Raw genomic sequence first — 25,077 nt, 5'->3', positions numbered from 1 at the left:
TGATGCGGAAAACATGGGCCTGCGGGCCCATGTTGCTTTTCCGGCTGCCGCATGACGCGGCGTGCGCGTCGTCGAACGCGCGGCTTACAAGGATTGAACAAGATGAACCAGATGAATCCCGCCTTCGTGATGCCCGACGTGCAGAGCGCGGTGGATACCCGTCAGATTCCGATTCAGCGCGTGGGCGTGAAGGCGGTCCGGCATCCGTTGACGGTGTGTACCGAAAGCGGCGACGTGCAACCGACGGTCGGCGTCTGGAACCTCGATGTCCGTTTGCCGGCCGATCAGAAGGGCACGCACATGTCGCGCTTCGTCGCGCTGCTCGAAGAGAATCGTGCGCCGCTGACGGTCGAGCGTTTTCGCGCGATGCTCGCGTCGATGCTCGAAAAGCTCGAAGCCGAAGCCGGCCGCATCGAAGTCACGTTTCCGTATTTCGTCAACAAGACGGCGCCGGTGTCCGGCGTGCAAAGCCTGCTCGACTATGAAGTGACGCTCGCGGGCGAAAGCCGCAACGGCGATACGCGCCTGTTCCTGAAGGTGCTCGTGCCGGTAACGAGCCTGTGCCCGTGCTCGAAGAAGATCTCGCAATACGGTGCGCACAACCAGCGCTCGCACGTGACGATCGATGCGGAGCTGGCTGCCGATCTGCCGGTCGAGGCGCTGATCCGCATCGCGGAAGAAGAGGCGTCGTGCGAGCTGTGGGGGCTGCTGAAGCGTCCGGACGAGAAGTTCGTCACCGAGCGTGCATACGAGAACCCGAAGTTCGTCGAGGATCTCGTGCGCGATATCGCGCAGCGCCTCGATGCGGACGAGCGCGTGGCCGCTTACGTGCTCGAAGCCGAGAACTTCGAGTCGATCCACAATCACAGCGCGTATGCGTTGATCGAGCGCGACAAGCGGCTGGCTGCATAACGCCGCGGCGTCTTGTCGCACCCATGAGAAAGGCCGCTCGTTCGAGCGGCCTTCTGTTTTCCGGCTGACGGTGTCGCGTGGTGCGATTCAGCGTGCGAGCGACGCGAGATCCCAGCGCGGCTTCACCGTGAACGCGTAGTCGGCATTCGCCTGTTCCGGCCAGCGGCCGAGCCGCAGTGCGCCCGCGAGCGCGATCATCGCGCCGTTGTCGGTGCAGAGCGCGAGATCGGGGTAGTGCACGTCGAAGCCGCGCTTGGCCGCAGCCGCCGACAGTGCCGCGCGCAACTGGCGGTTCGCGCCGACGCCGCCCGCGACCACGAGGCGCTTGAGCTTCGTCTTCTTCAGCGCGGCGAGCGACTTCGCGACGAGCACGTCGACGGCCGCATCGACGAAGCCGCGCGCGAGGTCGGCCTTCGCGCGTTCGAGCGCTTCGCCTTCCAGCTTCGCCGCTTCGAATTTCTTCATCTGCGTGAGCACGGCCGTCTTCAGGCCGCTGAAGCTGAAGTCGAGATCGCCCGAGTGCAGCATCGGGCGCGGCAGCACGACCGCGCCCGGCGTGCCCGTTTCGGCCAGCTTCGATACTTCAGGGCCGCCCGGGTAGCCGAGGCCGATCAGTTTCGCCGTCTTGTCGAACGCCTCGCCGGCCGCGTCGTCGAGCGTTTCGCCGAGCGTCTCGTACACGCCGACGTCGGTCACGCGCATGAGTTGCGTGTGGCCGCCGGACACCAGCAGCGCGACGAACGGGAACGGCGGCGGCTCGTCGACCAGCAACGGCGACAGCAGGTGCCCTTCGAGGTGATGGATGCCGACGGTCGGCTTGTTCCATGCGAGCGCGAGCGCATTCGCGATGCTCGCGCCGACGAGCAGCGCGCCGGCGAGGCCGGGGCCTTGCGTGAATGCGATTGCGTCGATGTCGTCGCGGCGCGTGCCGCTTTGCGCCATCACTTCCTCGAGCAGCGGCAGCGCGCGCCGGATGTGGTCGCGCGACGCGAGCTCCGGCACGACGCCGCCGTAGTCGCGGTGCATCGCGATCTGCGAATGGAGCGCGTGCGCGAGCAGGCCGCGCTGCGTGTCGTAGAGCGCGAGGCCGGTTTCGTCGCAGGAGCTTTCGATGCCGAGAACGAGCATGGGTGAGGGCAGGACGCGCCGTTTCGGACGCGCCTCGGGTAGGTCAACGTAACCGGAAAGTATAGCAGGCGAGGGCGGGCCGCCGCTGGCGGCGGCCCGGGCCCGATGCCGGGCAGGTACAATCCGCGCCATGGAAACTTATGACATCGCCGTGATCGGCGCGGGCGCCGCCGGCATGATGAGCGCCGCGGTCGCCGGGCAGCTCGGCCGTCGCGTCGTGCTGATCGATCACGCGCCGCGGCTCGCCGAGAAAATCCGCATCTCGGGCGGCGGCCGCTGCAACTTCACGAACCTGTATGCCGGGCCCGACAACTACCTGTCGTCGAATCCGCATTTCGCGCGCTCGGCGCTGGCGCGCTATACGCCGCGCGACTTCCTCGGGCTGCTCAAGCGCCATCGCGTGACCTGGCACGAAAAACACAAGGGCCAGCTCTTTTGCGACCACGGCAGCGACGCGATCATCGACGTGCTGAAACACGAGTGCGACGCGGGCGGCATCGCATGGCGCCGGCCCGTCGTCGTCGACGCGGTGCGCCATGCGCCGTCCGACGGCTTCGTGCTCGATACGCAGCAGGCCGGGCCGATCGGCGCGCGCTGATCATTGCGACCGGCGGCCTGTCGATCCCGAAGATCGGCGCGACCGACTTCGGCTACCGGCTCGCGAAGCAGTTCGGTCACAAGCTCGTCGATACGCGGCCCGCGCTCGTGCCGCTGACGTTCGCGCCGCAGGACTGGGCGCCGTTCGCGCCGCTGTCTGGCGTGTCGCTCGAAGTGCGCGTATCGACCGGCGACAGGAAGCGCGGCGGCGAATTCGTCGAGGACCTGCTGCTGACCCATCGCGGCCTGTCCGGGCCCGGCATCCTGCAGATCTCGAGCTACTGGCAGCCCGGCGACCCGATTCGCATCGACCTGCTGCCGCAGCGCGACACGGTGGCCGACCTGCTCGAGGCGAAACGCACGTCGAAGCGCCAGATCGGTTCGCTGCTCGCCGACTGGGTGCCGGCGCGCCTCGCGCATGCGTGGCTCGACACGCATCGCGTCGCGGCCGACGCGCGGCTCGCCGATCTGCCCGACAAGACGCTGCGCCAGATCGGCGACGCGCTGTCGGGCTGGACGCTGACGCCGAACGGCACCGAAGGCTACAGGAAGGCCGAAGTGACGAAGGGCGGGGTCGACACGCGGGAGCTGTCGTCGGCGACGATGATGAGCGCGCGCGTGCCGGGGCTGTTCTTCGTCGGCGAGGCGGTGGACGTGACGGGCTGGCTCGGCGGGTACAACTTCCAGTGGGCGTGGGCGTCCGGCACGGCGGCCGGGCAGGCCGCGGCCGAGTATGCGCGCGGCGCCTGACGCGCCGGCCGGCGCCGTTCCGGCGGGGCCCGGCCCCGTGCCTTTGAGCAATCGCTCTGCTATACTCGGTAGTCTTTCCCTGCAAACCTTTATTCGTGTCGGATCATGACGATCATTCGCGTTAAAGAGAACGAGCCGTTCGAAGTTGCAATGCGTCGCTTCAAGCGCACGATCGAAAAGAACGGTCTGCTGACCGAGCTTCGTGCGCGCGAGTTTTACGAGAAGCCGACCGCGGAACGCAAACGCAAGAAGGCTGCTGCGGTGAAGCGTCATTACAAGCGTATCCGCAGCCAGACGTTGCCGAAGAAGCTGTACTGAACGATTGGGCGCCGCGCGGTTCACTGAGCGGCGCACCGGCGATTCCGTGCGATCGGGTGCGATCGCGCAGCCGATCAGGCGGCGAGTCGCCGATGCCGGATTCGAGCAACCCGCTTGAGACAATGTCCCAAGCGGGTTTTTGTGTTGACGCCCGTTTGCGGGCGTCGGATTCACGTTTCCATCCCGGGTGAAAGATGAGTTTGAAAGAGCAGATCAGCGAAGACATGAAGGCCGCGATGCGCGCGAAGGAAAGCGAGCGCCTGGCAACGATTCGCCTGCTGATGGCCGCGATCAAGCAGCGCGAGGTCGATGATCGGGTCACGCTCGACGACGCCGGCATCACGGCCGTGATCGACAAGATGATCAAGCAGCGCAAGGATTCGATCAGCCAGTTCCAGGCGGCCGGCCGCGACGATCTCGTCGCGAAGGAGCAGGCCGAGCTGACCGTGCTGGGCGGCTACATGCCCGCGCAACTGTCGGACGCCGAAGTGGCGGCCGAAGTCCAGGCGGCGGTCGCGCAAACGGGCGCGGCGGGCCCGCAGGACATGGGCAAGGTAATGGGCGTGCTGAAGGGCAAGCTCGCCGGCCGCGCCGACATGACGGCCGTTTCCGCGCAGGTCAAGGCCGCGCTCACGAAGTAAAACCCGTTCCCGGCGCGCCCAGCGATGCGTGCGCCGGGCGTCGTATCGTCCTTTTTCGCTCGATCCCACGGTGATTCCGCATTCGTTCCTGCAGGATTTGCTGAACCGCGTCGATATCGTCGACGTGGTGGGCCGGTACGTGCAGCTCAAGAAGGGCGGCGCCAACTTCATGGGGCTGTGCCCGTTCCATAACGAGAAGAGCCCGTCGTTTACCGTCAGCCCGACCAAGCAGTTCTATCACTGCTTCGGTTGCGGCGCGCACGGCACGGCGATCGGCTTCCTGATGGAGCACGCGGGGCTCACGTTCCCGGAAGCCGTGCAGGAACTCGCGCAATCCGTCGGGCTGACCGTGCCGCACGAGCCGTCGATGCGCGGCGGCGGTGGGGGCGGAGGCGGTGGCGGCGACTATCCGGCGCCCGTGTCGAAATCGGTGGCGACCGCGCTGTCCGACGCGATGACGGCGGCGTGCGACTACTACCGCAAGCAGTTGCGCGGCGCGACCGTCGCGATCCAGTATCTGAAGAACCGGGGCCTGACCGGCGAGATCGCCGCGCGCTTCGGTCTCGGCTATGCGCCGGACGGCTGGCAGAACCTCGAGGCCGCGTTCCCGGATTATCGCGACGAGTCGCTGGTCGAAGCGGGGCTCGTGATCGTCAGCGAGAAAACCGACGCGCAGGGCGTCGCGCGCCGCTACGACCGGTTCCGCGAGCGGATCATGTTCCCGATCCGCAACGTGAAGGGGCAGGTGATCGGTTTCGGCGGCCGCGTGCTCGGCAGCGGCGAACCGAAGTACCTGAACTCGCCGGAAACGCCGCTGTTCAACAAGGGCAGCGAGCTGTACGGGCTGTTCGAGGCGCGGCTCGCGATTCGCGAGCGCAAGTACGTGCTGGTCGTCGAAGGCTACATGGACGTCGTCGCGCTCGCGCAGCTCGGCTTTCCGAACGCGGTCGCGACGCTAGGCACCGCGTGCACGCCGATTCACGTGCAGAAGCTGCTGCGCCAGACCGACACGGTCATTTTCAGTTTCGACGGCGATTCGGCCGGGCGGCGCGCGGCCCGGCGCGCGCTCGAGGCCTGCCTGCCGCATGCTGGCGACAACCGGACGATCCGGTTCCTTTTTCTCCCGCCCGAGCACGATCCGGACAGCTATGTGCGCGAGTTCGGCGCGGATGCGTTCTCCGACCAGGTCGAACGCGCGATGCCGCTGTCGCAATTTCTGTTGAACGAAGCAATTGCCGGCAAGGCGCTCGATCAGCCGGAAGGCCGCGCGAAGGCGCTGTTCGATGCGAAGCCGCTGTTGCAGGCGCTGCCCGCGAATGCATTGCGCGCGCAGATCATGCACATGTTCGCCGACCGCCTCGATATCCCGTTCGAGGAAGTCGCGGGGCTGTCGGAAGTCGATACGCGCATCGCGGCGGCGCCGCGCCAGGCGCCCGCGCGCAGCGAGCGGCGACGCGTGACGGACAGCGAAAAGCGCGCGTTGCGCACGCTGGTGATGCATCCGCGCATCGCATCGCAGCTCGACGACGAACAGATCGCGACCCTGCGCGCGCTGCCGCGCATCGGCGAATTGTTCGCGGAAGTCGTCGATCATGCGCGTGCGCTGGGCGACGGCGCGGAGTTCCGGCTGCTGTCGGATGTCCTGAGGGCGTCCTCGAACGGGGCGACTTACGAGGAAATCTTCCGCGAAATTCTGGACTATGATGAAAACGTCCGCGATCTGCTGTTACAGAATCCGGAAGACGAGACGGTGCTCGAGCGGCAACGCGAGCAGGAGCGGATCGCGGGGGAGGAACTGCAGGCAGCGGTGCTCAAGATGCGTTATGACGCCTGCTGCGACCGGCTGGACAGGCTGGCGCGGCAATCCACCTTCACCCCCGAGGAGTTGGCCGAATTGACGGAATTGAACCAGCAGCGAACCGACATGAAGCGTCGGCTCGGGCTGTAGGCGGCCGGGGCGCTTAGAGAGGGCTCCCCAGCGTGCTATAATATAAGGTTTCCAGCGGTTTGTTTTCCAAGCAGAGGCGAGAATCGCGATGGCAAAGACGACAGGCGGAAAGAAAGCAACAGGCAAGGGCTCGACGGAGCCGACCAAGAAGGTCACAGCGGCCAAGTCTGCTTCTTCCACCAGGACAACGTCTTCAGCCACGTCAGCCCCTGCAGGAAAGAAAACCGCGGCCGGCACCGCTCAGGCTGCGCCGGCACCGGCAGCCAGAACACGGGCTGCCGCCAGACCCGACTCCGGGCCGGCCAAGCCGGCGGCGAAGCGGGCAAGTGCGAAAAGCGCAAGGGACACGACTGCCGCCGCGGACGAAACGGCAGTACGTACTACTCATGCACCCACGGTTCAACCGGCTGTCGTCCAGCAGCCGCGAGTCGATATAGCCGGTACGGCGAACTCCATGACCAAAAAGCTGAACGAAGTATCCGTCGAAGACGACGCAAATCAGAGCGACGAGCAGCCCGCAGCCGCGGCTGCACCGGGCAAGTCCAAGGTGCGTGATCGTCGCGCCAAGGAAAAGGCGCTGCTGAAGGAAGCGTTCGCGACGAGCACGCCGGGCACGGCCGAGGAGCTCGAAGAGCGCCGCGTGAAACTGCGCGCGCTGATCAAGCTCGGCAAGGAGCGCGGCTTCCTCACGTACGCCGAAATCAACGACCACCTGCCGGACAACTTCACCGAGACCGAAGCCCTCGAGGGCATCATCGGCACGTTCAACGACATGGGCGTGGCGGTTTACGAGCAGGCGCCGGACGCGGAAACGCTGCTCCTGAACGACAACGCGCCGGCCGCGTCGTCGGACGATGAAGTCGAGGAGGAAGCGGAAGTCGCGCTGTCCACCGTCGATTCGGAATTCGGCCGCACGACCGATCCGGTCCGGATGTACATGCGCGAGATGGGCACGGTCGAGCTGCTCACGCGCGAAGGCGAAATCGAGATCGCGAAGCGGATCGAGGACGGCCTGCGCCACATGGTGATGGCGATCTCCGCATGCCCGACGACGATCGCCGACATCCTCGCGATGGCCGAACGCGTCGCGAACGAAGAGATCCGCGTCGACGAGCTCGTCGACGGCCTGCTCGATCCGAACGCCGCGGATGCCGCCGATACGGACGGCTTCTCCGCGAAGGAAGCGGAAGCCATCGAGAACGAGGACGAGGAAGCCGAAGAGGAAGAGGAAGAAGAGGAAGAGGAGGAAGACGACGGTGCCGCGCAGGCATCGGCGAACGCCGCCCAACTCGAAGCCCTCAAGCGTGCGTCGCTCGAGAAGTTCTCGCAGATCAGCGAGTGGTTCGACAAGATGCGCCGCGCGTTCGAAAAGGAAGGCTACAAGTCGAAGGCCTACCTGAAGGCGCAGGAAACGATCCAGAGCGAGCTGATGACGATCCGCTTCACCGCGCGTACCGTCGAACGCCTGTGCGACACGCTGCGTGCGCAGGTGGACGAAGTGCGTCAGGTCGAGCGCCAGATCCTGCACATCGTCGTCGACAAGTGCGGCATGCCGCGCTCGGAATTCATCGCACGCTTCCCGGGCAACGAGACGGATCTCGACTGGGCCGAGAAGATCACCGCGGAAGGCCATCCGTACAGCGCGGTGCTGTCGCGTAACGTCCCGGCGATCCGCGAACAGCAGCAGCGTCTGCTCGACCTGCAGGCGCGCGTCGTGCTGCCGCTGAAGGACCTGAAGGAAACCAACCGTCAGATGGCGGCCGGCGAACTGAAGGCGCGCCAGGCGAAGCGCGAAATGACCGAGGCCAACCTGCGTCTCGTGATCTCGATCGCGAAGAAGTACACGAACCGCGGCCTGCAGTTCCTCGACCTGATCCAGGAAGGCAACATCGGCCTGATGAAGGCGGTGGACAAGTTCGAATACCGTCGCGGCTACAAGTTCTCGACCTATGCGACGTGGTGGATCCGTCAGGCCATCACGCGCTCGATCGCGGACCAGGCGCGCACGATCCGGATTCCGGTTCACATGATCGAAACGATCAACAAGATGAACCGCATCTCGCGGCAGATCCTGCAGGAAACCGGTCTCGAGCCGGATCCGGCCACGCTCGCCGAGAAGATGGAGATGCCGGAAGACAAGATCCGCAAGATCATGAAGATCGCGAAGGAGCCGATCTCGATGGAAACGCCGATCGGTGACGACGACGATTCCCATCTCGGCGACTTCATCGAGGACACCAACACGGTCGCGCCGGCGGATGCCGCGCTGCATGCCAGCATGCGCGACGTCGTGAAGGACGTGCTCGATTCGCTGACGCCGCGCGAGGCGAAGGTGCTGCGGATGCGTTTCGGTATCGAGATGAGCACCGATCACACGCTCGAGGAAGTCGGCAAGCAGTTCGACGTCACGCGCGAGCGGATCCGTCAGATCGAGGCCAAGGCGCTGCGCAAGCTGCGTCACCCGAGCCGTTCCGACAAGCTGAAGTCGTTCCTCGAAGGGAACTGATTTCCGGCGTTTCTCTTGCGAACGCCGCCGGTATCCGCATGATGCCGGTGGCGTTCGTTCCCTTTGTCGTCTTTGTTGTTACAATGCCGGCCCGGCTTCGTTGCCGGGGGGGGGCGTGTAGCACGCCGTGCTTCTCGTCTGGGCCCCTAGCTCATGCTTGGTTAGAGCAGCGAACTCATAATTCGTTGGTGCCGGGTTCGACTCCCGGGGGGCCCACCAGATTCCATGCCGCGCCGCGCTGTGTCGCGGTATGCCGAAAACCCGCGATCGCGTCATGCGCCGCGGGTTTTTCTTTGGGCGCACGCGCAGCAACAACGAAGCCCTGCCGCGCCGATGGCAATCGAAGTATGCTGTGGCGCGGCCGGCCTCGGCGCGATACTCGCGCACGTCGGGACCGCCGATCGATGCCGCCTCCATCCGGCGGCCAGAACAAACGGATTTCACCCGGGAGCGGGGACGGCGATCATGATCAGGCTGCGTTGGTGGGGTGCGATTCTGTCGTTGCTGATGCTTGCCGCGTGCGCAAGCCTGCCGCCGCAGGCCGATCGCGCGCCGACGCATGCGTACACCGATACCGACGATACGCGGCTGGGCGCCGCGTTTCAGCAGCAGGCCCGCACGCACCCGGGGCAGGACGCCTTTCATTTGCTGACCGATCCGGTCGATGCGCTGGACGCACGCGTGCTGCTTGCCGACCGCGCCGACCGCTCGCTGGACCTTCAATACTACATCTGGCACGACGACCTGACCGGCCACGAACTGGCCGACGCGGTCATTCGTGCGGCCGACCGCGGCGTGCGCGTGCGCGCGCTGCTCGACGATCTCGGCACCAACGCGGACGACCGCAAGCTGCTCGAGATCAGCGCGCATCCGAACATCGAGATCCGGCTGTTCAATCCGGTGGCTACGCGCCGGTTCAAGAAGATCGGCACCGTGTTCGAGTTCTCGCGCGTCAACCGGCGCATGCACAACAAGGCGATGATCGCGGACAACCAGGCGGCGATCGTCGGCGGCCGCAATATCGGCGATGAATACTTCGGCGCATCGTCGATGCTGGAGTTCGGCGATCTCGACGTCGTCGTTCACGGCCCGGTCGTGAAGGACATCTCGACCGAATTCGATACGTTCTGGAATTCGCCGTATGCGTATCCGATCGATACGCTCGTCGGACACGATGCGGCGCCGGGCGGCCTCGACCGCGAGCGCGAACGGTTGCGCGACTACCTGCGGGCCATGGAGGACAATCCATACGTGCTCGAGGCACGGCAGCGGCTCGACCGGATCGTTCACGGAGAGGGCACGGCGCTGTCGTGGGGGCATGCGACGGTGCTGTACGACGATCCGTCGAAGATCGCGCACCCGCCGAAGGACAGCGACGGGCACCTGATGCCGCAACTGCGTGCGCTCGCGTTGCAGCCCAGGCACGACCTGCTGATCGTGTCGCCGTATTTCGTGCCGGGCAAGGAGGGGATCGAGCGGCTGCGCGCGCTCACGGCGCGCGGCGTGCGCGTGACGGTGCTGACCAATTCGCTCGCGTCGACCGACGTGGCGGCCGTGCATGCCGGCTACCGGCGCTATCGAAGCGATCTGGTGAACGCCGGCGTGCGGCTCTACGAGCGCCGGCCATCGGGCGACAAGAGCATTTCGAAGCAGGTCATCATCGGCTCGTCGCGCGCGTCGCTGCATGCGAAGACCTACGTGTTCGATCACACGAGCATCTTCATCGGGTCGATGAATCTCGATCCGCGTTCGCTGAACCTCAATACGGAGATCGGTGTTTACTGCGAGAGCCCCGCGATTGCGTCGCAGGTGGCCAACGATCTGGAAGCGCGGCTCGACCAGATCGCGTGGCGTGTCGAGGCGAGCACCGACGCGGCCGGCAACGGGCGGCTCAAGTGGATTCAGACCGATGCGGACGGGAAGGTCACCGAGATCGATCACGAGCCGGAGGTATCTGCCGGGCGGCGGATGGAAGTCTGGTTCCTCGGGCTGTTTCCGATCGAATCGCAACTGTGAGCGACGCTCAGCGTCGCGCGCGGCGGTGCGGCTCGATGACGTTCGCGAACTGTGTCGCCGCTGTCTCGATCGTCGCGTCGTTCAGCCCCGAATAGCCGAGCACGAAGCCGTCGTAGCGGCGGCCGTCGCCGCGAGATCCGCGCAGAGAGGCATGCCGCCCGGGCTCTCCCGCACGCTCAGCGACGTACCGATCGGCAGAGGCGAGATGACGCGGCATGCAGACAACCCGCGCAGGCTTGGCAGCCTTCGCGGGTCGTCAGACGCGGTTGCGTACGATACGTCGCGCTTGCGCAACCGCAACGGTCAGCAGCGCGTCAACGCGCGAAATCCGACGTGCTCTGGATGAACGCGTTCAGCTTCGAGATGTTCACGCTGCCGAAGCCCGTCGTCGCATCCCAGCCGGCCTTTGCCTTGTAGCCGTAAGTGCCGCTGCCGTTGTTCCCGGACGTGACGTCGTGCAACAGCGCGGCGTTGGTCGGGAAGTACTTGTAGATGCTCGACGCGGGGAACCCGAGCGCATTGTTGTTGGCCGATTGCAGCCGCGCCCAGATGCCCGTGAAGATCGGCGCGGCGAGGCTCGTGCCGCCTTCGTTGTTCAGGTAGCCCGAACCCCACAGCGTGTCGGACGTCTGCCCGTTCACGACCAGAATCGCACCCGTGCGCAGGTCGGCGTCGAAGCCGACGTCGGGCAGCGCACGCTTGGTCGAGCCGGTGAGCGTCGACGACTGCCACGCCGGCGCGGCCTCGTACTTGCTGTACCCGCCGCCGGTCGACCACACGGTGCCCGACTGCCAGCTCGGATCGTTCCAGACGATTTCGCTGTTGTACGCATTGGTCGACGTATTCGTGAACAGCGTCGTGCCGCCGACCGCGATCACGTACGGCGACGTGGCCGGCTCGCTCACCGTGTAGGTCGAGCGCGACGGCTTGCCGCTCGCGCATTCGTACGCGCCGTGGTCGCCGGCGGAAACCGAGAAGGTTTGCCCTTGCGCGACCGCCTGCTTGAAGATGGTGTCGTCGGTCGCCTGCGAGCCCGTGCTGTACGCGGACGATTCGCACACGCCGAGCGACACGTTGATCACCTTCGCGACGTTGTCGGTCACGGCCTTGTTGTACGCGGCCGTGATCGCGGTGAGCGTCATCGACGGCGCGGTGTAGAACACGACCTGCTTCACGCTGCCGCCGGCCGTGCCGACGATCGACTGGCTGTCGAGGTTCCACTCGACGGTGCCGTCGGTGTCGGTGTACGAACTGCCGGCCGGGCCCGTCTTCACGATGCTGCTGCTGATCGTGCCGAGGCCGTTGTTCGCGGCGAACGTATTGAGGTCGCTCACCGTCTGCGACAGGTCGCCTTCGGAGATGATGCCGACGGTGGTCTGCGAGGCCGTCGGCGTGCCGTCGCCGCCGTAGATCGACGAGAATTCGGTCGGGTTGTGCGGGACCGCCGACGCGCCGGCCGGGATCGTCAGGTTGCTGGTGTTGCCTTGCGGCTTGCCGCCCGCACCCGTATGCATCAGCTCGACGTTCTGCAGGCCGAGTACCGCGCCGACGATGTTGCCGATCGCGTTCGGCACTTGCGCGGCGTCGGTGTTCGCATAGACGCTGCGGCCGTTGCGGGTGAAGCGCTTGAGCGTCGTGCGGAACGCGGACTGGACGGTTCCCGCGGTGCCGGATGCGGAGACGAGCAGCCGGTTGGGTGCGACCACGATGTTCACGAAGCCTGCCTTGCGCAGGTGGGCGACGACGGAGGCGACCTGCTGATCGGTCGGCGCATATTGCGCGGCGAATTGCGCAGGCGTGAGGAACTGCCGGTAGTGCGGCGAGCCGGGCGTATGCAGGTCCCGCAGGTACTGGTCGAGTTGAGCTTCGTTGCGCAGGTTTAGCCCGAGCACGATGTCCACCGATTCGCCGGGCGCCATGTCGATGGCAGAGGCGGCAGCGGCCGCCGTGCTCGCGGCGGGCGCGCCGGCCGTACCGGCTTCGTTCTGCTGCACGAGCGGCAGGAATCCCTTGGTGCGTGTTTCCGTCCAGCCGGCCGCGGGCGCGGCATGGGCGGTCGCCATGCCGAACGAAGCGGCTGCTGCGGCGGCGAACGCGAGTTTGACGATGCGAATGTGCTTGTGTTTCTTGTTTGCAACCTGATTCATTTGAATTACCCCTCCGGTTGAACATCGAACGGCACGAACAACGACGGTCGACAGCGGTGCGGGTCATGCACCGCCGCTTTCTGTCGCATGCGGGCGGATGGCACGGACGCGACAGGGCCTTTCACCCGATCCGGAAAGCGGTTTTTTCTCCGGGGGCGAAATACGGAAAACACGATGACGGGAAGGCTGCGCCGCGGGGCGGAGCAGTCGCGCCGGATTCGGCGCGGGCGGATTGCTAGAGCAACAGCTTCGTTGTCCTGCTCATTTGATTCGATCCTTCGGCCCGCTGCCGAATGGCAGCCGTCCAGTGAAATGCATCGGGATGCCGCGCGCGCCGGCGTGCGAACGAATCGTTCGGCGGCGCGTACTTCGGTGCAGCGGAAGCAAAAAAACGTGGAGCGGAATCGATTGCGTGGCGGGCAAACCGTCGGATTGCTTGCATCGGACGGTATCAAGAACGAAAGCGCGGTGTCAAACTTTTTTTGATTATATGAAATAAAATTAAACCGAATTAACCGCAATGGTTTTGAAAAGATCGGCGGCATTTTGTAATGTTCGAAACCCGCAACGCAGGTAATGCCGAATGCGATTCGCCGATCATTTCCGATGCGTGTTGAAACGGCCCGGGGTTAGACGGCCAATCGTCATCGAGGAAATGCTCGAATCGTCGCGGCCTGTCGTTCGGCCGCCTGAAGGTCGTCGACGAACCGGAACAGCGCGTCGACATGCTGAAGCAGCGCGTCGCGCGAGGGCGCATTCGTATCGGCGGCAAGCGCCTTGATCGTGTCGAGCCGGGTTGCGAGTTCGGCGAGCTGGGTGCGCGTGACGTGACTGCTGGTGGCGACGGTGGCCGTCGCATCGGATGGATTTGCCGGTTTCATTGAATGAGTGATCGCGTTGAAGTGCTCGATGAAGCGGGACAGGTCGGCCGAGCAGCCGTCGACGGAAACCGCGCGCGCCGACGGATCGCCGGCCACGATCCGGCCAACGGTGTCCGCCATCGCGTCGAGCGTCGCGAGCATGCGGCGGATCAGCCTGATCAGGTCGAACGCGGCGGCCAGCAGGCAGACGGACAGCGCCGCCGCGAGCACCACGTAAGTAAACGCATTGCGGAGCATCGCTTCGGCCGTCGCGTCGTGCGGCAATGCGGCCGGCGCATGCAATGCATGGACGAAGAACGCGACGGTGCAGGCGGGCAGCACGACGACGATCGCGGCGACGCCGATCGCCCGCCCGATTTGCCGGCCGGGCCGTGCCGGGAGCGTCACTGCACGCCCCGCAGCCGGTAGCCGACGCCGCGCATCACTTCGGGCATGCCTGGCGCGCCGGCCCGTTCGAGTTTCTTGCGCAGCCGGCAGATGTGGCTGTCGACCGTGCGCTCCAGCGCGCTCACGTCGGCCATGCACGCATCGAGCAGCTCGCCGCGCGTGAACACGCGGCTCGGCGATCTCGCCATGTGCGCGAGCAACCGGAACTCCGTCAGCGTCAGTGGGATCGGCACCTCGGCGCCCGCCGTGCGCACGCGGGCCAGATAGCTGTCGGTATCGATCTCCAGGTCGCCGACGCGCAGCATGCGCGTGGTGGGCGGCGCGGCCGACCGGCGCAGGATCGCGCGCAATCGCGCGACGACCTCGGCCGGGTTGAACGGCTTGACGATGTAGTCGTCGGCGCCGGCGTGCAGCGCCTGCAGCCGGTCGAGGTCGCGGTCGAACGCGGTGACGACGACGACGGGCGTATTGTCGCGCCGTCGCAGCTCGGCGAGCACGTCCCAGCCGTTTTTCCGCGGCATCTTCACGTCGAGCAGGATCAGGTCGGGCTTCAGGCGCGGTTGCATGTCGAGCGCCGCTTGCCCGTCGGCGACGCGGTAGGTGCGAAAGCCGTCGTGCTTCAGGTACGCATCGAGGATGTCCGAGATGTCGGGCTCGTCTTCTGCAATGAGTATCAGGGAATTCGTCATGGAGTGTGCCGTGCGATGGCGAACAGTCGGGGCGGCCCGTCGCCGGGCCGGGGCGCGCCGTTCCGCCACGCTGCCGCGCGGGCGGAACGGCGCCGTTCGTTCAGTTCTGCGCCACGCGCTTCGACGGTGCGACGTCCTGATCCGTCAGGCCGCCGCCGAGCGCCTTGTACAGCGCAACGGCATTGCTCAGTTCGCTGCGGCGCAGGTCGAGCAGCGCTTGCCGTGCCGCATAGAGTTGCCGCTGCGAATCGAGCAACTCCAGCCGTCCCTCGACGCCCGCGCGATAGCGCAGGGTCGACAGGTCGGTGCGGCGTTCGGCCGAACCGACCACGCGGGTCTGCGCTTCGATCTGGCGGCCGAAGGTTTCGCGTCCGGCGATGCCGTCGACCACTTCGCGGAACGCGGCCTGAATCGCGCGTTCGTATTCGGCGACCGCACCGGACTTGCGCACTTCCGCGAGGCGCAGCTCGGCACGCAGCCGGCCGCCCTGGAAGATCGGTACCGTGACCTGCGGCGCGAAGCTCCACACGCGCTGGCCGCCGTCGAACAGGCTGCCCATCGCGGGGCTGAGGAAGCCGATCGACGACGTCAGCGACAGGCGCGGGAAGAACGCGGCGCGCGCGGCGCCGATGTCCGCATTCGCGGCGACGAGGTTTTGTTCGGCCTGCTGGATATCCGGGCGACGAAACAGCAGCTCCGACGGCAGGCCGGCCGGCAGTTGCGTCATCACCGGTTGCTGCTGAAGCGGCAGCGGCTCGGGCAGATCCTTCGGCAGCTCGGCGCCGACCAGTAGGCGCAGCGCATTGCGCGCCTGCTCGACGGCGCGCGTGCGCGCCTCGAGATCGGCCGTCGCGCTCGCGACCTGGCCTTCGGCCTGCGCGATGTCGACGCCGCTCGCCTGATGCGCGTCCTTCAGGCGGCGCGCGAGATCGAGCGACTGCCGCCAGTCGGCGAGCGTGCGCTCGGACAACTGGCGTTGCTCGTGCGCGAGGCGTTCCGCGAAGTACGCGTCGGCCACGCCGCCGACGAGCGAGATCTGCACCGCACGGCGGCCGTGATCGGTCGCGACGTAGCGCGCGAACGCGGCATCCGACTGCGACTTCACGCGGCCGAACAGGTCGATCTCGAACGCGCTGATGCCGACGTTCACGCCGTACTGGTTCTGCGTCGTGCCGAACAGCGGCGGATTCGACTGCGTGTCGTCCGACGTACGCTGACGCGTGAAGTTCGCGCCCGCGCCGATCGACGGCAGGCGCGCGGCGCGCTGGATGCCGTACTGCGCTTCCGCGGCCTCGACGTTCAGCGCGGCCACGCGCAGGTCGCGGTTGTTGTCGAGCGCGAGCTCGATCAGGCGCTGCAGGCGGCGATCGCCGAACATCGTGCGCCAGCCCAGATCGGCGGCGTTCGCGTCGAGATCGGCGGCAGCGGCGGCGGTGTAGGCCGTCGGCACCGGCATCGCGGGTTTGACCAGCGTCGGCGCGAGCGAGCAGGCCGACAGCGCGAGGATGAGGGGAAGAACAAGCAATCGCATGGCATCAACCTTCCTGTTCGCGAGTCGGGGTAGCCGGCTGCTTGCGGGACGCCCGCCATGCGCCGATGCGCTCCTGGATGCTCATCACGAACACAAAGAAAACAGGGACGAAGAAAATGGCCAGCACCGTGGCGGTCACCATGCCGCCGAACACGCCGGTGCCGATCGCGTGCTGCGTTTCGGCGCTGGCGCCGGTCGCGATCATCAGCGGCACGACGCCGAGGCCGAACGCGAGCGAGGTCATCAGGATCGGGCGCAGGCGCAGCTTCGACGCCTGCACGGCCGCCTCGATCAAGCCCTTGCCTTCCTCGCGCAACTGCTTCGCGAACTCGACGATCAGGATCGCGTTCTTCGCGGACAGGCCGATCACGGTGATCATCCCCACCTTGAAGAACACGTCGTTCGGCAAGCCGCGCAGCAGCACCGCGCCGATCGCGCCGATCAGGCCGAGCGGCACCACGAGCATCACCGACAGCGGAATCGACCAGCTTTCGTACAGCGCGGCGAGCACCAGGAACACGACGATCATCGACAGCACCATCAGCATCGGCGCCTGCGACGCCGACTGGCGTTCCTGCAGCGACTGGCCGGTCCACTCGACCGCGAAGCCCGGCGGCAGTTGCGCGGCGAGCCGCTCCATCTCGGCCATCGCCGCGCCGCTCGATTGGCCCGGGGCGGCGTTGCCCGAAATCCGCGCGGACGGGTAGCCCTTGAAGCGCACCATCTGCAGCGGCGTGTCGGTCCACACCGGGCGCACCACTTCCGACAGCGGCACCATGCCGCCGGCCGCGTTGCGCACGTACAGCTTCATCACGTTGTCGATCTGCATGCGTGCCGGTGCGTCGGCCTGGATGATCACCTGCTGCATGCGGCCCGCGTTCGGGAAATCGTTCACGTAGGTCGAACCCATCGCGGTCGACAGCGTGTCGCTGAGCGTCGTGAACGACACGCCGAGCGCCTGCGCCTTCGCGCGGTCGATCTCGAGGCGGATGCTCGTGCCGGCCGGCAGGCTGTCCGGGTACACGCCGGTCACGACCTTGCTTTGCGCGGCGAGTTCGAGCAGCTTCGCTTCGGCCGCCTTGAGCGCCGCCGTGCCCTGGTTGGCGCGGTCTTCCAGGCGCATCGAGAAGCCCGAGCTGTTGCCGAGTTCGTCGATCGCGGGCGGCAGCAGGCTCATCACCGTGCCTTCGGTCACGCCGGCCATCGCCTGTTGCGCGAGCATGCCTTCCTCGAGGGTCGATGTGCCGCCGCGGTTTTTCCAGTCCTTCATCACGGACCAGTTGATCGCCGCGTTCGGCCCTTGTCCCGAGAAACCGTAGCCGATCACGGAAATGCTCGACTGGATTGCCGGACGCGAGGCAAGATGTTTTTCGAGCGTGTTGACCACGTCATGCGTGCGCTCGGCGGTAGCGTCCGCGGGCAGCAGGAAGCTGGTGATGAAGTAGCCCTGATCCTCGTCCGGCAGGAACGACGACGGCAGGCTGCGAAAGCCGAACACCAGCGCACCCGCGATCGCGACGAACACCAGCATCACGCGGCCGGTGCGGCCGACCAGGCGGCCGACGCGCGTCTCGTACCATTTCGTCAGGCGATCGAAGCGACGGTTGAACCAGCCGAAGAAGCCGCGCTTCTCGTGATGGCCCGGTGCGAGCGGCTTGAGCATCGTCGCGCACAGGGCCGGCGTGAGCGTCAGCGCGAGCAGCGCGGAGAACAGGATCGACACGGCCATCGACAGCGTGAACTGCTTGTAGATCACGCCGACCGAGCCGCTCGCCATCGCCATCGGCAGGAACACCGCGGTCAGCACCAGCGTGATGCCGACGATCGCGCCGGTGATTTCCTTCATCGCCTTCGACGTCGCGTCCTTCGGCGACAGCCCTTCCTCGGCCATCAGGCGCTCGACGTTCTCGACGACGACGATCGCATCGTCGACGATGATGCCGATCGCGAGCACCATGCCGAACATCGTCAGCACGTTGATCGAGAAGCCGGCCAGCAGCATCACCGCAAAGGTGCCGAGCATCGCGACGGGCGCGACGATGGCCGGGATCAGCGTATAGCGCACGTTCTGCAGGAACAGGTACATCACGAGGAACACGAGCACCATCGCCTCGAACAGCGTGGCCAGCACTTTCTCGATCGAGATCTTCACGAACGGCGACGTGTCGAGCGGGATCGAGTAGCGCATGCCCGACGGCATCGACTTGCCCAGTTCGGCCATGCGCGTGCGGATCGCGTCAGCCGTCTTCACGGCATTGGCGCCCGGTGCGAGCTGCACGCCGGCGAGGGTGGCCGGCTTGTTGTTCTCGCGGCTCACGAACATGTAGTTCTGCGAGCCGAGTTCGACGCGCGCGACGTCGCCGAGCACGACCTTCGAGCCGTCCGCGTTCGCGCGCAGCACGACCTTCGCGAATTCTTCCGGCGTCGTGAGCTGACCCTGCGCGGTGAGCGGCACGGTCACGCGCTGGCCCGGCAGCGCGGGCAGCGCACCGAGGCTGCCCGGCGCGATCTGCACGTTCTGCTGGCCGATCGCGGTCGTCAGGTCGTTCATCGACAGGCCGAAATTGATCAGCTTCTGCGGATCGACCCAGATGCGCATCGCACGCTCGGAGCCGAACTGCAGCACGCGCCCGACGCCGTCGATGCGCCGCAGCCCCTCGGACACGCTGCGCGCCATGTAGTCGGCGAGCGCGCCTTCGTCGAAGCGGCCGTTGTCGGAGCGCAGGCCGATCAGCATCAGGAAGCCGGACGACGCGGATTCGACGATCAGCCCGTTCTGGCGCACGGCGGCAGGTAGGCGCGGCTCGATCGACTTGATCTTGTTCTGCACGTCGACCTGCGCCAGCGCCGGATCGGTGCCGGGCTTGAACGTCACGGTGATCTGCGCCGAGCCGGACGTATCGGCCGACGATTCGAAATACAGCAGGTTCTTGACGCCGGACAGTTCGCGCTCGATGAGGCTCAGTACGCCGTCGTTCATCGTCTGCGGCGTGGCGCCCGGGTAGTTCGCGGTGATCGTGACGGACGGCGGCGCGACCGACGGGTAGCGCGCGACCGGCAGTTGCGGGATCGCGATCACCCCCATCAGGATGATGAAGAGGGCGATCACCCACGCAAACACCGGGCGGCGGATGAAGAATTCAGCCATGGCTGGAGGCTCCTCGTGACTCAGTGCGCGGACGCGGCGGCGGCCGCGTCAGGCGACTTCCAGTCGGTCGCGGCGGCCGGCGCGCCATCGGTCAGGCGTTCCATGCCCTCGACGACGATCTTCTGGCCGGCCTGCAGGCCCGACTTGATGCGGTAGTGGCGGTTCGTGAGCTCGCCGATTTCGACGGCCTTCAGACGCGCGTGCCCTTTCGCGTCGAGCACCCACACCTGCGGCTTGCCGCCGGCGCGCACGACGGCCTGTTGCGGCACCATCACCGCGTTGGCGTAGTGCGCGCGCGGAATGCGGGCACGCACGTACATGCCCGGCAGCAGTTGGCGTTTCGGGTTGTCGACCAGCACGCGCAGCAGCACGTCGCCGGTGCCCGGATCGACGTTGACGCCCGAGAACAGCATGCGGCCCTTTACGTCGTAACGCGTGTCGTCGTCGCGCAGTACGTCGACCGGCAGGCCGTTGCCGTCCGACGCTTGCGGCTGCGACGCGAGCGCGCCGCGCAGCGCTTCGAGCGACGCGGCCGGCTGGCGCACGTCCACATAGACCTGGTCGATTTGCTGGATGCGCGCCATCGGCTGACTGTCGCCGCTCGACACCAGCGCACCTTCCGTCACGAGCGCCTGGTCGATGCGGCCGGCGATCGGCGCTTCCACGGTCGCGAATTTCAGATCGAGCTGGCGGCGCGCGAGCGTCGCGCGGGCCTGCGCGACGTCGGCCGCGGCCTGGTCGCGTTGCGATACGGCGTCGTCGTACACCTGGCGGCTGATCGCATCGGCTTCGACGAGCGGCTTGAAGCGCGCGGTCTGGACCTTCGCGCGTTCGAGCGCGGCCTGCGCCCGCAGCAGCGAGGCGGCGGCCGTATCCATCTCGGCCTTGAACGGCGCCGGATTGATCTGGAACAGCGGCTGGCCCTGGCGTACTTCGGTGCCCTGCTCGAACAGCCGGCGTTGCACGATGCCGCTCACCTGCGGCCGGATCTCGGCCACCCGCACGGCCGCGACGCGGCCGGGCAGATCTTCGGTCACGTCGACGCGCGTGGCGGCCACCGCCATGGCCGCCACCGGGGTGGCCGGCGCGGCGGCCTGCTGTTCGGACGGCCCGCAACCGGCCAGCATCGCCGCCACCAGCACACATACGGCGCCGTGGCAGCATCGGTTCTGATTGTTCATAACGACTCCAGGAAGCGCAGGCAGCCCACTGCCTGCTTTGACGGGGCGGAGTGTGCTTGGAGTAGTTGGCGGCTTTTATGCGGAAAGATGGAGATTCGATGGAGGCGGCGAAAGGCGCCGAAAAGCAGGGAGTGAGCCGAAGCGGAATGCTCGGACGAACGGGATGCCGCGCGGTGTCATGCGCGTGATGTTTCGACTCGATGCGGGCGTCGGCTCGCGCCGGTATTTAAAGATCGAGCCGGCAGGGCCGCCGGGCGAACCGCCCGACGACGCGGCGCCGGCGTCGCGCGATGGCGAAGCGGGCGGGGGGGCAGAGAATGGGGCGCGCCATTTGACGCGCCGTCGCGCTACGGTCTGGCGCCGGCTTCCCGCAGCGCGTCCGCGGCGTACGTGTTGTCGTGCGTCAGCGCGAGCTGAAGCAGCGACTGGCCGCGCCGGTCGACATGGTTCGGATTTGCGCCACGCGCGACGAGCAGCGGAATCAGCTCGAAGCGGTTGAACAGTGTCGCGAAGCCCAACGCGGTTTCGCCGGCGCCGTTGGTCTGGTCGATCGGGCAGCGTGTGTCGATCAGGCGCCGTGCGATGTCGCGCTCGTTCCTGAAGAGCGCGCCCATCAGTGCGGTGTTGCCGTGACGATCGCCGACGCACGCGTCGGCACCGGCCGACAACAGGTAGTCGAGCGCCGCGGGCTGGCCGTCGTACGACGCGAGGATCACGGCCGTATAGCCGTGGCTGTCGGTCGCGTCGACCGGATAGCCGGCCTCGTGCAACGCGCGCAGGATATCGACGCGGCCGACGCGCGCGGCGTCGAACCAGTCGTCGTCATAGCGACGCAGCGCGGCGGGATCGGCCTTGCCGTACGCCGGCTGGTCGGGCAGGTGCGTGCAGCCGGCGAGTGCGGCGAGCGCGAGCGCCGCCGCGGCCGCGCGGATCGCATGGGGGAAGCGTTCGGATCGCATGAGGAAGTCCTGATGAGGTGGCCGGGCCGACGTGCGCGGCGCAATCGCGCACGTCGGCAGCGACCGGCGTCGCGGGATCAGTTGTCGCTCAGCTTCGCCGCGAGCGACTGCACCTGCTGGACGTTCGCGTGAACGGCCTGGGCGAGGCGCGTACCGTAGTCGGCGTCGGCCTTGTAGAAGTACGAGAGCATCGCGTACTGGTTCTGCGCGTTCTTCACCTGGCCGAGGTCGCCGGACAGCGCGGTGACGAGGTCGTCCTTGTCCTGCTGCGACAGGCTGCGGTAGTACTCGCCGGCCTGACGGAACGGCAGCTTCTTGCGGATCGCTTCCTGCTGCGTCGTGCCGCTGAGCGCCATGCGGACCGACTTGTACTGCGGATCCTGCGCGAGCTCGTTCAGCGTCGACGGTTCGTAGTTCACCTCGCCCTTGCGGTCGCCGGCATTCATCGTGCCGTCCTGGTTGTTGTTGACCACCGGCACGACGGGGCGGTTGATCGGCAGATCCATGTAGTTCGCGTCGAGCCGGTACATCTGCGTGTCGGCGTACGCGAACAGGCGATCCTGCAGCATCCGGTCCTCGGACGGCTCGATGCCGGGCACGAGCCGCGACGGCGCGAACGCGGATTCCTCGGTCGACTGGAAGTAGTTGTCGGGCACGCGGTTGAGCGTCATCGTGCCGATCTTGCGTTCAGGCACGCCGGTCCACACCTTCGTGTCGTCGAGCGCGTCGAAATCGAAGCGGTTCAGGTCCTTCGGCGTGAGCACCTGGACGTACAGGTCCCACTTCGGGAAATCACCCTGTTTCAGCGCGCCGTACAGATCGTTCGTCATCATGTTCCAGTCGCGGCCGATCGACGCGGCGATTTCTTGCGGGCGCAGGCCGTGCACGCCTTGCTGGCTCTTCCAGTGGAACTTCACGTAGTGCACGTCGCCTTGCGCATTGACGAACTTGAACGCATGCACCGCGAAGCCGTCCATGCGGCGATACGAATCGGGCATGCCCTCGTCCGTGTACAGCCGCGTCAGCATGTGGGTCGCTTCGGGCGTGTGCGCGAAGAAGTCGAACGCGAGGTTCGGATCCTGCACGCCGGTCACGGCGCTCGGCTTGTTCGCGTGCACGAAGTCCGGGAACTTGATGCCGTCGCGAATGAAGAACACCGGCCAGTTGATGCCGACCATGTCCCAGTTGCCCTGCTGCGTATAGAACTTCACCGCGAAGCCGCGCGGGTCGCGCGCCTGCTCGGGCGAGCCGCGATAGCCCATCACGGTGGAGAAGCGCACGAACACCGGCGTGCGGGTGCCCGGCGTGAAGACTTTCGCTTTCGTCAGGTCGGAGATGTCGGCGCTCGGCACGAACTCGCCGAATGCGCCCGTGCCGCGTGCATGCACGACGCGTTCCGGAATGCGTTCGCGATCGAAGCGCTGCAGTTTCTCGATGAGCGCGGAGTCCTGCAGCAGCACCGGGCCGGCGGGGCCGGCCGTCTGCGAATTCTGGTTGTCGCCGACGGGTGCGCCGGTGTCGCGCGTGAGTTCGGCGGCGTACGGGGAAGCGGAGAGTGCCACGCAGATTGCGGCGACTGCGTGCCGCAGCACGCGATGGGAAGACGAGGACATGACGATGGAACTCCTTGATCCGATCGGTGGTGGGGAAGCCGACTGAATTAGAAGAGATCGTCAGACGATTGGCTAATTGATATTCGATATGTCATCGATAGCCGTGGGCACGATGCGGCGCGAACCGTTCGTTGCGCACGAAACGAAGCAGTATTGTTGCGCGCGCAATGAGTTGTTGCCGAATTGTTTCGATGAGCATGATGCATCGGTCGTGCATGATTTGCGGCGGCGCCGTCAACCGGCGCCTGTTTGCCATCCGAGCCCGAGACTCTTCTGCACCGACACGTAGTCCTTGATCAGTTCGGCTTGCCCGGCGATCACGTTCTGCTGCGCGGCTAGCGCTTCGCGTTGCGTATCGAGCAGGTCGATCATCGACGCGACGCCCGCGCGATAGCGCTGGTCCATCAGCGCGCGCGAATGCACGGCCGACGTCTGCACCTTCGTCAACGCGACCACATGTTCGCGCTGATGCCCGTAACGCTGCAGCGCGGTGTTGGCATCCTGTAATGCATCGAGCACGGCTTTCTGATAATTCGCTTCCGCTTCGTCGCGCGATGCTTCGGCCGCACGTACCGCGCCGCGCGTGCGTCCGAAGTCGAGAATGTTCCATTGCAAGTACGGCGCGCCGACCCACGTGAAATTCTGCTTGCGCAACAGGTGGCCGGGGTCGGTCGCGCTGAAGCCGAGATCGCCGAGCAGCGTCACCTTCGGGAAGTAGTCGGCCACATGCTCGCCGATCTGCGCATTGCTCGACGCGAGCCGGCGTTCGGCCGCGCGAATGTCGGGGCGCTGTTTCAGCAGCGTGGCCGGATCGCCGATCGCGACGCTGCCGGGCAGCGTCGGCAATGCCGCGTCCGGCGTCGACAGCGCGGCGTCGAGCGCGCCCGGCGCGCGGCCCGTCAGGATCGCGAGCCGGTCGAGCGATTCGGTCACCTGGGCATCGAGCGGGATCAGCGAGGCGCGCGTGTTCTCGACCTGCGTCGTCAGGCGCTCGATGTCCGCATCGGCCGCGACGCCGCGCGCGCGGCGCTGCTGCGTGAGTTCGAGCATCTGCTGCTGCAATTGCGCGGTGCGCCGCGACAACGCAAGCCGTTGCTGCTGGTCGCGCAGGTCGACGTAAGCATTCGCGACTTCGGCCGCGATCGACACCTGCGTGTCGGCAAGATCGGCATCGACCGCTTCGGCTTGTGCGGATGCGGCTTCGATCGTGCGGCGCGTGCCACCGAACAGATCGATTTCCCAGGTCGCGTCGAAGCCCGCCGAATAGAGTTGCAGCGGCCCCGAGCCGCCGAGCGACGGCGACGTGCCGCCCGACTGGCCCGAGTCGTTCGACGGTAGCAGCGAGCCGAGCGCGCCGACGTCCGGTTCGCGCATGCGGATGGCCGCGACGGTGGCCGACGATTTCGGCATTCGCGCGGCGCGCTGTTGCGAGAGCTGCGCGCGTGCCGCGCGCAAGCGCGCCTGCGCCGCGTGCAGATCGGGGTTGTAGACGAGCGCGGCGACGATCAGTTCGTCGAGCTGGCGGTCGTTCAGCGCGTGCCACCACGCGCTCGGCGCGGGCGCGGCGGTGTCGATGCCGGTGGCCGGTGCGCGCACGAAGGTCGGCGCATCCGGTGCGGCGGGCGCGCCGCGGTAGTCGGGGCCGACCGTGCAGCCGGCGAGCAGGCACGCGGCCGCGCACAGGGTGAGCGCGGGGCGGCGGGGCAGGGTGAAGGGTTTCATCGC

General features: G+C 66.6%; 17 protein-coding genes, 1 tRNA gene and 2 pseudogenes. 9 read left to right on the top strand and 11 right to left on the bottom strand.

The window, feature by feature from the left end:
- The first annotated feature begins 102 nt into the window (after positions 1-102).
- On the top strand, positions 103-912 hold the full coding sequence (gene folE2, locus LGN10_RS13205; protein ID WP_226223797.1) for a GTP cyclohydrolase FolE2: 810 nt from the start codon (positions 103-105) through the stop codon (positions 910-912).
- Between the two features lie 87 nt (positions 913-999).
- Here the strand turns inward: folE2 and tsaD are convergent, their stop codons facing one another.
- The gene (gene tsaD, locus LGN10_RS13200; protein WP_059582919.1) at positions 1,000-2,040 is read right to left on the bottom strand and encodes a tRNA (adenosine(37)-N6)-threonylcarbamoyltransferase complex transferase subunit TsaD; all 1,041 of its coding nucleotides are present in this window, start codon (positions 2,038-2,040) and stop codon (positions 1,000-1,002) included.
- Positions 2,041-2,170: 130 nt separating this feature from the next.
- Between tsaD and LGN10_RS13195 the strand changes: the two are divergent.
- The 7 genes and pseudogenes from LGN10_RS13195 (at position 2,171) to LGN10_RS13165 (ending at position 10,816) form a co-directional block, all read left to right on the top strand.
- Positions 2,171-3,387: pseudogene (locus LGN10_RS13195) on the top strand (NAD(P)/FAD-dependent oxidoreductase).
- Positions 3,388-3,492: 105 nt separating this feature from the next.
- A complete protein-coding gene (gene rpsU, locus LGN10_RS13190; protein WP_006479415.1) occupies positions 3,493-3,705 on the top strand; it encodes a 30S ribosomal protein S21 in 213 nt (70 codons plus the stop codon).
- A 194-nt stretch (positions 3,706-3,899) separates the two neighbouring features.
- Positions 3,900-4,346, top strand: a complete 447-nt coding sequence (locus tag LGN10_RS13185) for a GatB/YqeY domain-containing protein (protein ID WP_006479409.1) — start codon at positions 3,900-3,902, stop codon at positions 4,344-4,346.
- A 70-nt stretch (positions 4,347-4,416) separates the two neighbouring features.
- Positions 4,417-6,294: a DNA primase gene (gene dnaG / locus LGN10_RS13180; protein ID WP_089465474.1), complete on the top strand. Its 1,878-nt coding sequence runs from the start codon at positions 4,417-4,419 to the stop codon at positions 6,292-6,294.
- A gap of 88 nt (positions 6,295-6,382) precedes the next feature.
- Positions 6,383-8,800 carry an RNA polymerase sigma factor RpoD gene (gene rpoD / locus LGN10_RS13175; protein ID WP_081066417.1) on the top strand — a complete coding sequence of 806 codons (2,418 nt, stop codon included), beginning with the start codon at positions 6,383-6,385 and terminating at the stop codon, positions 8,798-8,800.
- Between the two features lie 140 nt (positions 8,801-8,940).
- Positions 8,941-9,019, top strand: a tRNA-Ile gene (locus tag LGN10_RS13170).
- A 246-nt stretch (positions 9,020-9,265) separates the two neighbouring features.
- Positions 9,266-10,816 carry a phospholipase D family protein gene (locus LGN10_RS13165; protein ID WP_226223795.1) on the top strand — a complete coding sequence of 517 codons (1,551 nt, stop codon included), beginning with the start codon at positions 9,266-9,268 and terminating at the stop codon, positions 10,814-10,816.
- Between the two features lie 7 nt (positions 10,817-10,823).
- Here LGN10_RS13165 and LGN10_RS13160 read toward each other — a convergent pair.
- Positions 10,824-11,008 (bottom strand): annotated as a pseudogene (locus LGN10_RS13160) (PLP-dependent aminotransferase family protein); the annotation flags it as partial.
- Positions 11,009-11,130: 122 nt separating this feature from the next.
- Positions 11,131-12,963 (bottom strand): protease pro-enzyme activation domain-containing protein, encoded by a 1,833-nt coding sequence (locus LGN10_RS13155; protein ID WP_059582906.1) that lies wholly within the window; start codon positions 12,961-12,963, stop codon positions 11,131-11,133.
- Between the two features lie 174 nt (positions 12,964-13,137).
- On the opposite strand from LGN10_RS13155, the gene LGN10_RS13150 reads away from it, so the two are divergent.
- A complete protein-coding gene (locus LGN10_RS13150) occupies positions 13,138-13,449 on the top strand; it encodes a hypothetical protein (protein ID WP_226223791.1) in 312 nt (103 codons plus the stop codon).
- 158 nt (positions 13,450-13,607) lie between these two features.
- Here LGN10_RS13150 and LGN10_RS13145 read toward each other — a convergent pair whose 3' ends face one another.
- The 8 genes from LGN10_RS13145 to LGN10_RS13110 all read right to left on the bottom strand — a co-directional run bounded on the left by LGN10_RS13145 (position 13,608) and on the right by LGN10_RS13110 (position 25,074).
- Positions 13,608-14,231 carry a histidine kinase gene (locus LGN10_RS13145; protein ID WP_226223790.1) on the bottom strand — a complete coding sequence of 208 codons (624 nt, stop codon included), beginning with the start codon at positions 14,229-14,231 and terminating at the stop codon, positions 13,608-13,610.
- Entirely contained in the window at positions 14,228-14,920 is a 693-nt protein-coding gene (locus LGN10_RS13140; RefSeq protein ID WP_059582901.1) for a response regulator, read from the bottom strand. The genes LGN10_RS13145 and LGN10_RS13140 overlap by 4 nt, the downstream gene beginning before the upstream one ends.
- A 100-nt stretch (positions 14,921-15,020) precedes the next feature.
- Positions 15,021-16,451, bottom strand: a complete 1,431-nt coding sequence (locus LGN10_RS13135) for an efflux transporter outer membrane subunit (RefSeq protein WP_226223788.1) — start codon at positions 16,449-16,451, stop codon at positions 15,021-15,023.
- A gap of 4 nt (positions 16,452-16,455) precedes the next feature.
- On the bottom strand, positions 16,456-19,599 hold the full coding sequence (locus tag LGN10_RS13130; protein WP_226223786.1) for a multidrug efflux RND transporter permease subunit: 3,144 nt from the start codon (positions 19,597-19,599) through the stop codon (positions 16,456-16,458).
- A 20-nt stretch (positions 19,600-19,619) separates the two neighbouring features.
- Entirely contained in the window at positions 19,620-20,780 is a 1,161-nt protein-coding gene (locus tag LGN10_RS13125) for an efflux RND transporter periplasmic adaptor subunit (protein ID WP_059582893.1), read from the bottom strand.
- Between the two features lie 347 nt (positions 20,781-21,127).
- The gene (locus LGN10_RS13120) at positions 21,128-21,739 is read right to left on the bottom strand and encodes an ankyrin repeat domain-containing protein (protein ID WP_226223784.1); all 612 of its coding nucleotides are present in this window, start codon (positions 21,737-21,739) and stop codon (positions 21,128-21,130) included.
- 77 nt (positions 21,740-21,816) lie between these two features.
- Positions 21,817-23,352: a catalase gene (locus LGN10_RS13115; RefSeq protein WP_226223783.1), complete on the bottom strand. Its 1,536-nt coding sequence runs from the start codon at positions 23,350-23,352 to the stop codon at positions 21,817-21,819.
- Positions 23,353-23,586: 234 nt separating this feature from the next.
- The gene (locus LGN10_RS13110) at positions 23,587-25,074 is read right to left on the bottom strand and encodes an efflux transporter outer membrane subunit (protein WP_226223777.1); all 1,488 of its coding nucleotides are present in this window, start codon (positions 25,072-25,074) and stop codon (positions 23,587-23,589) included.
- Positions 25,075-25,077: the final 3 nt, after the last annotated feature.

This window comes from Burkholderia sp. AU32262, from assembly GCF_020419985.1.
GTDB lineage: Bacteria > Pseudomonadota > Gammaproteobacteria > Burkholderiales > Burkholderiaceae > Burkholderia > Burkholderia semiarida.
Note: the sequence above shows the minus strand (reverse complement) of the source record. Positions and strands in the feature narration are given on the sequence as shown.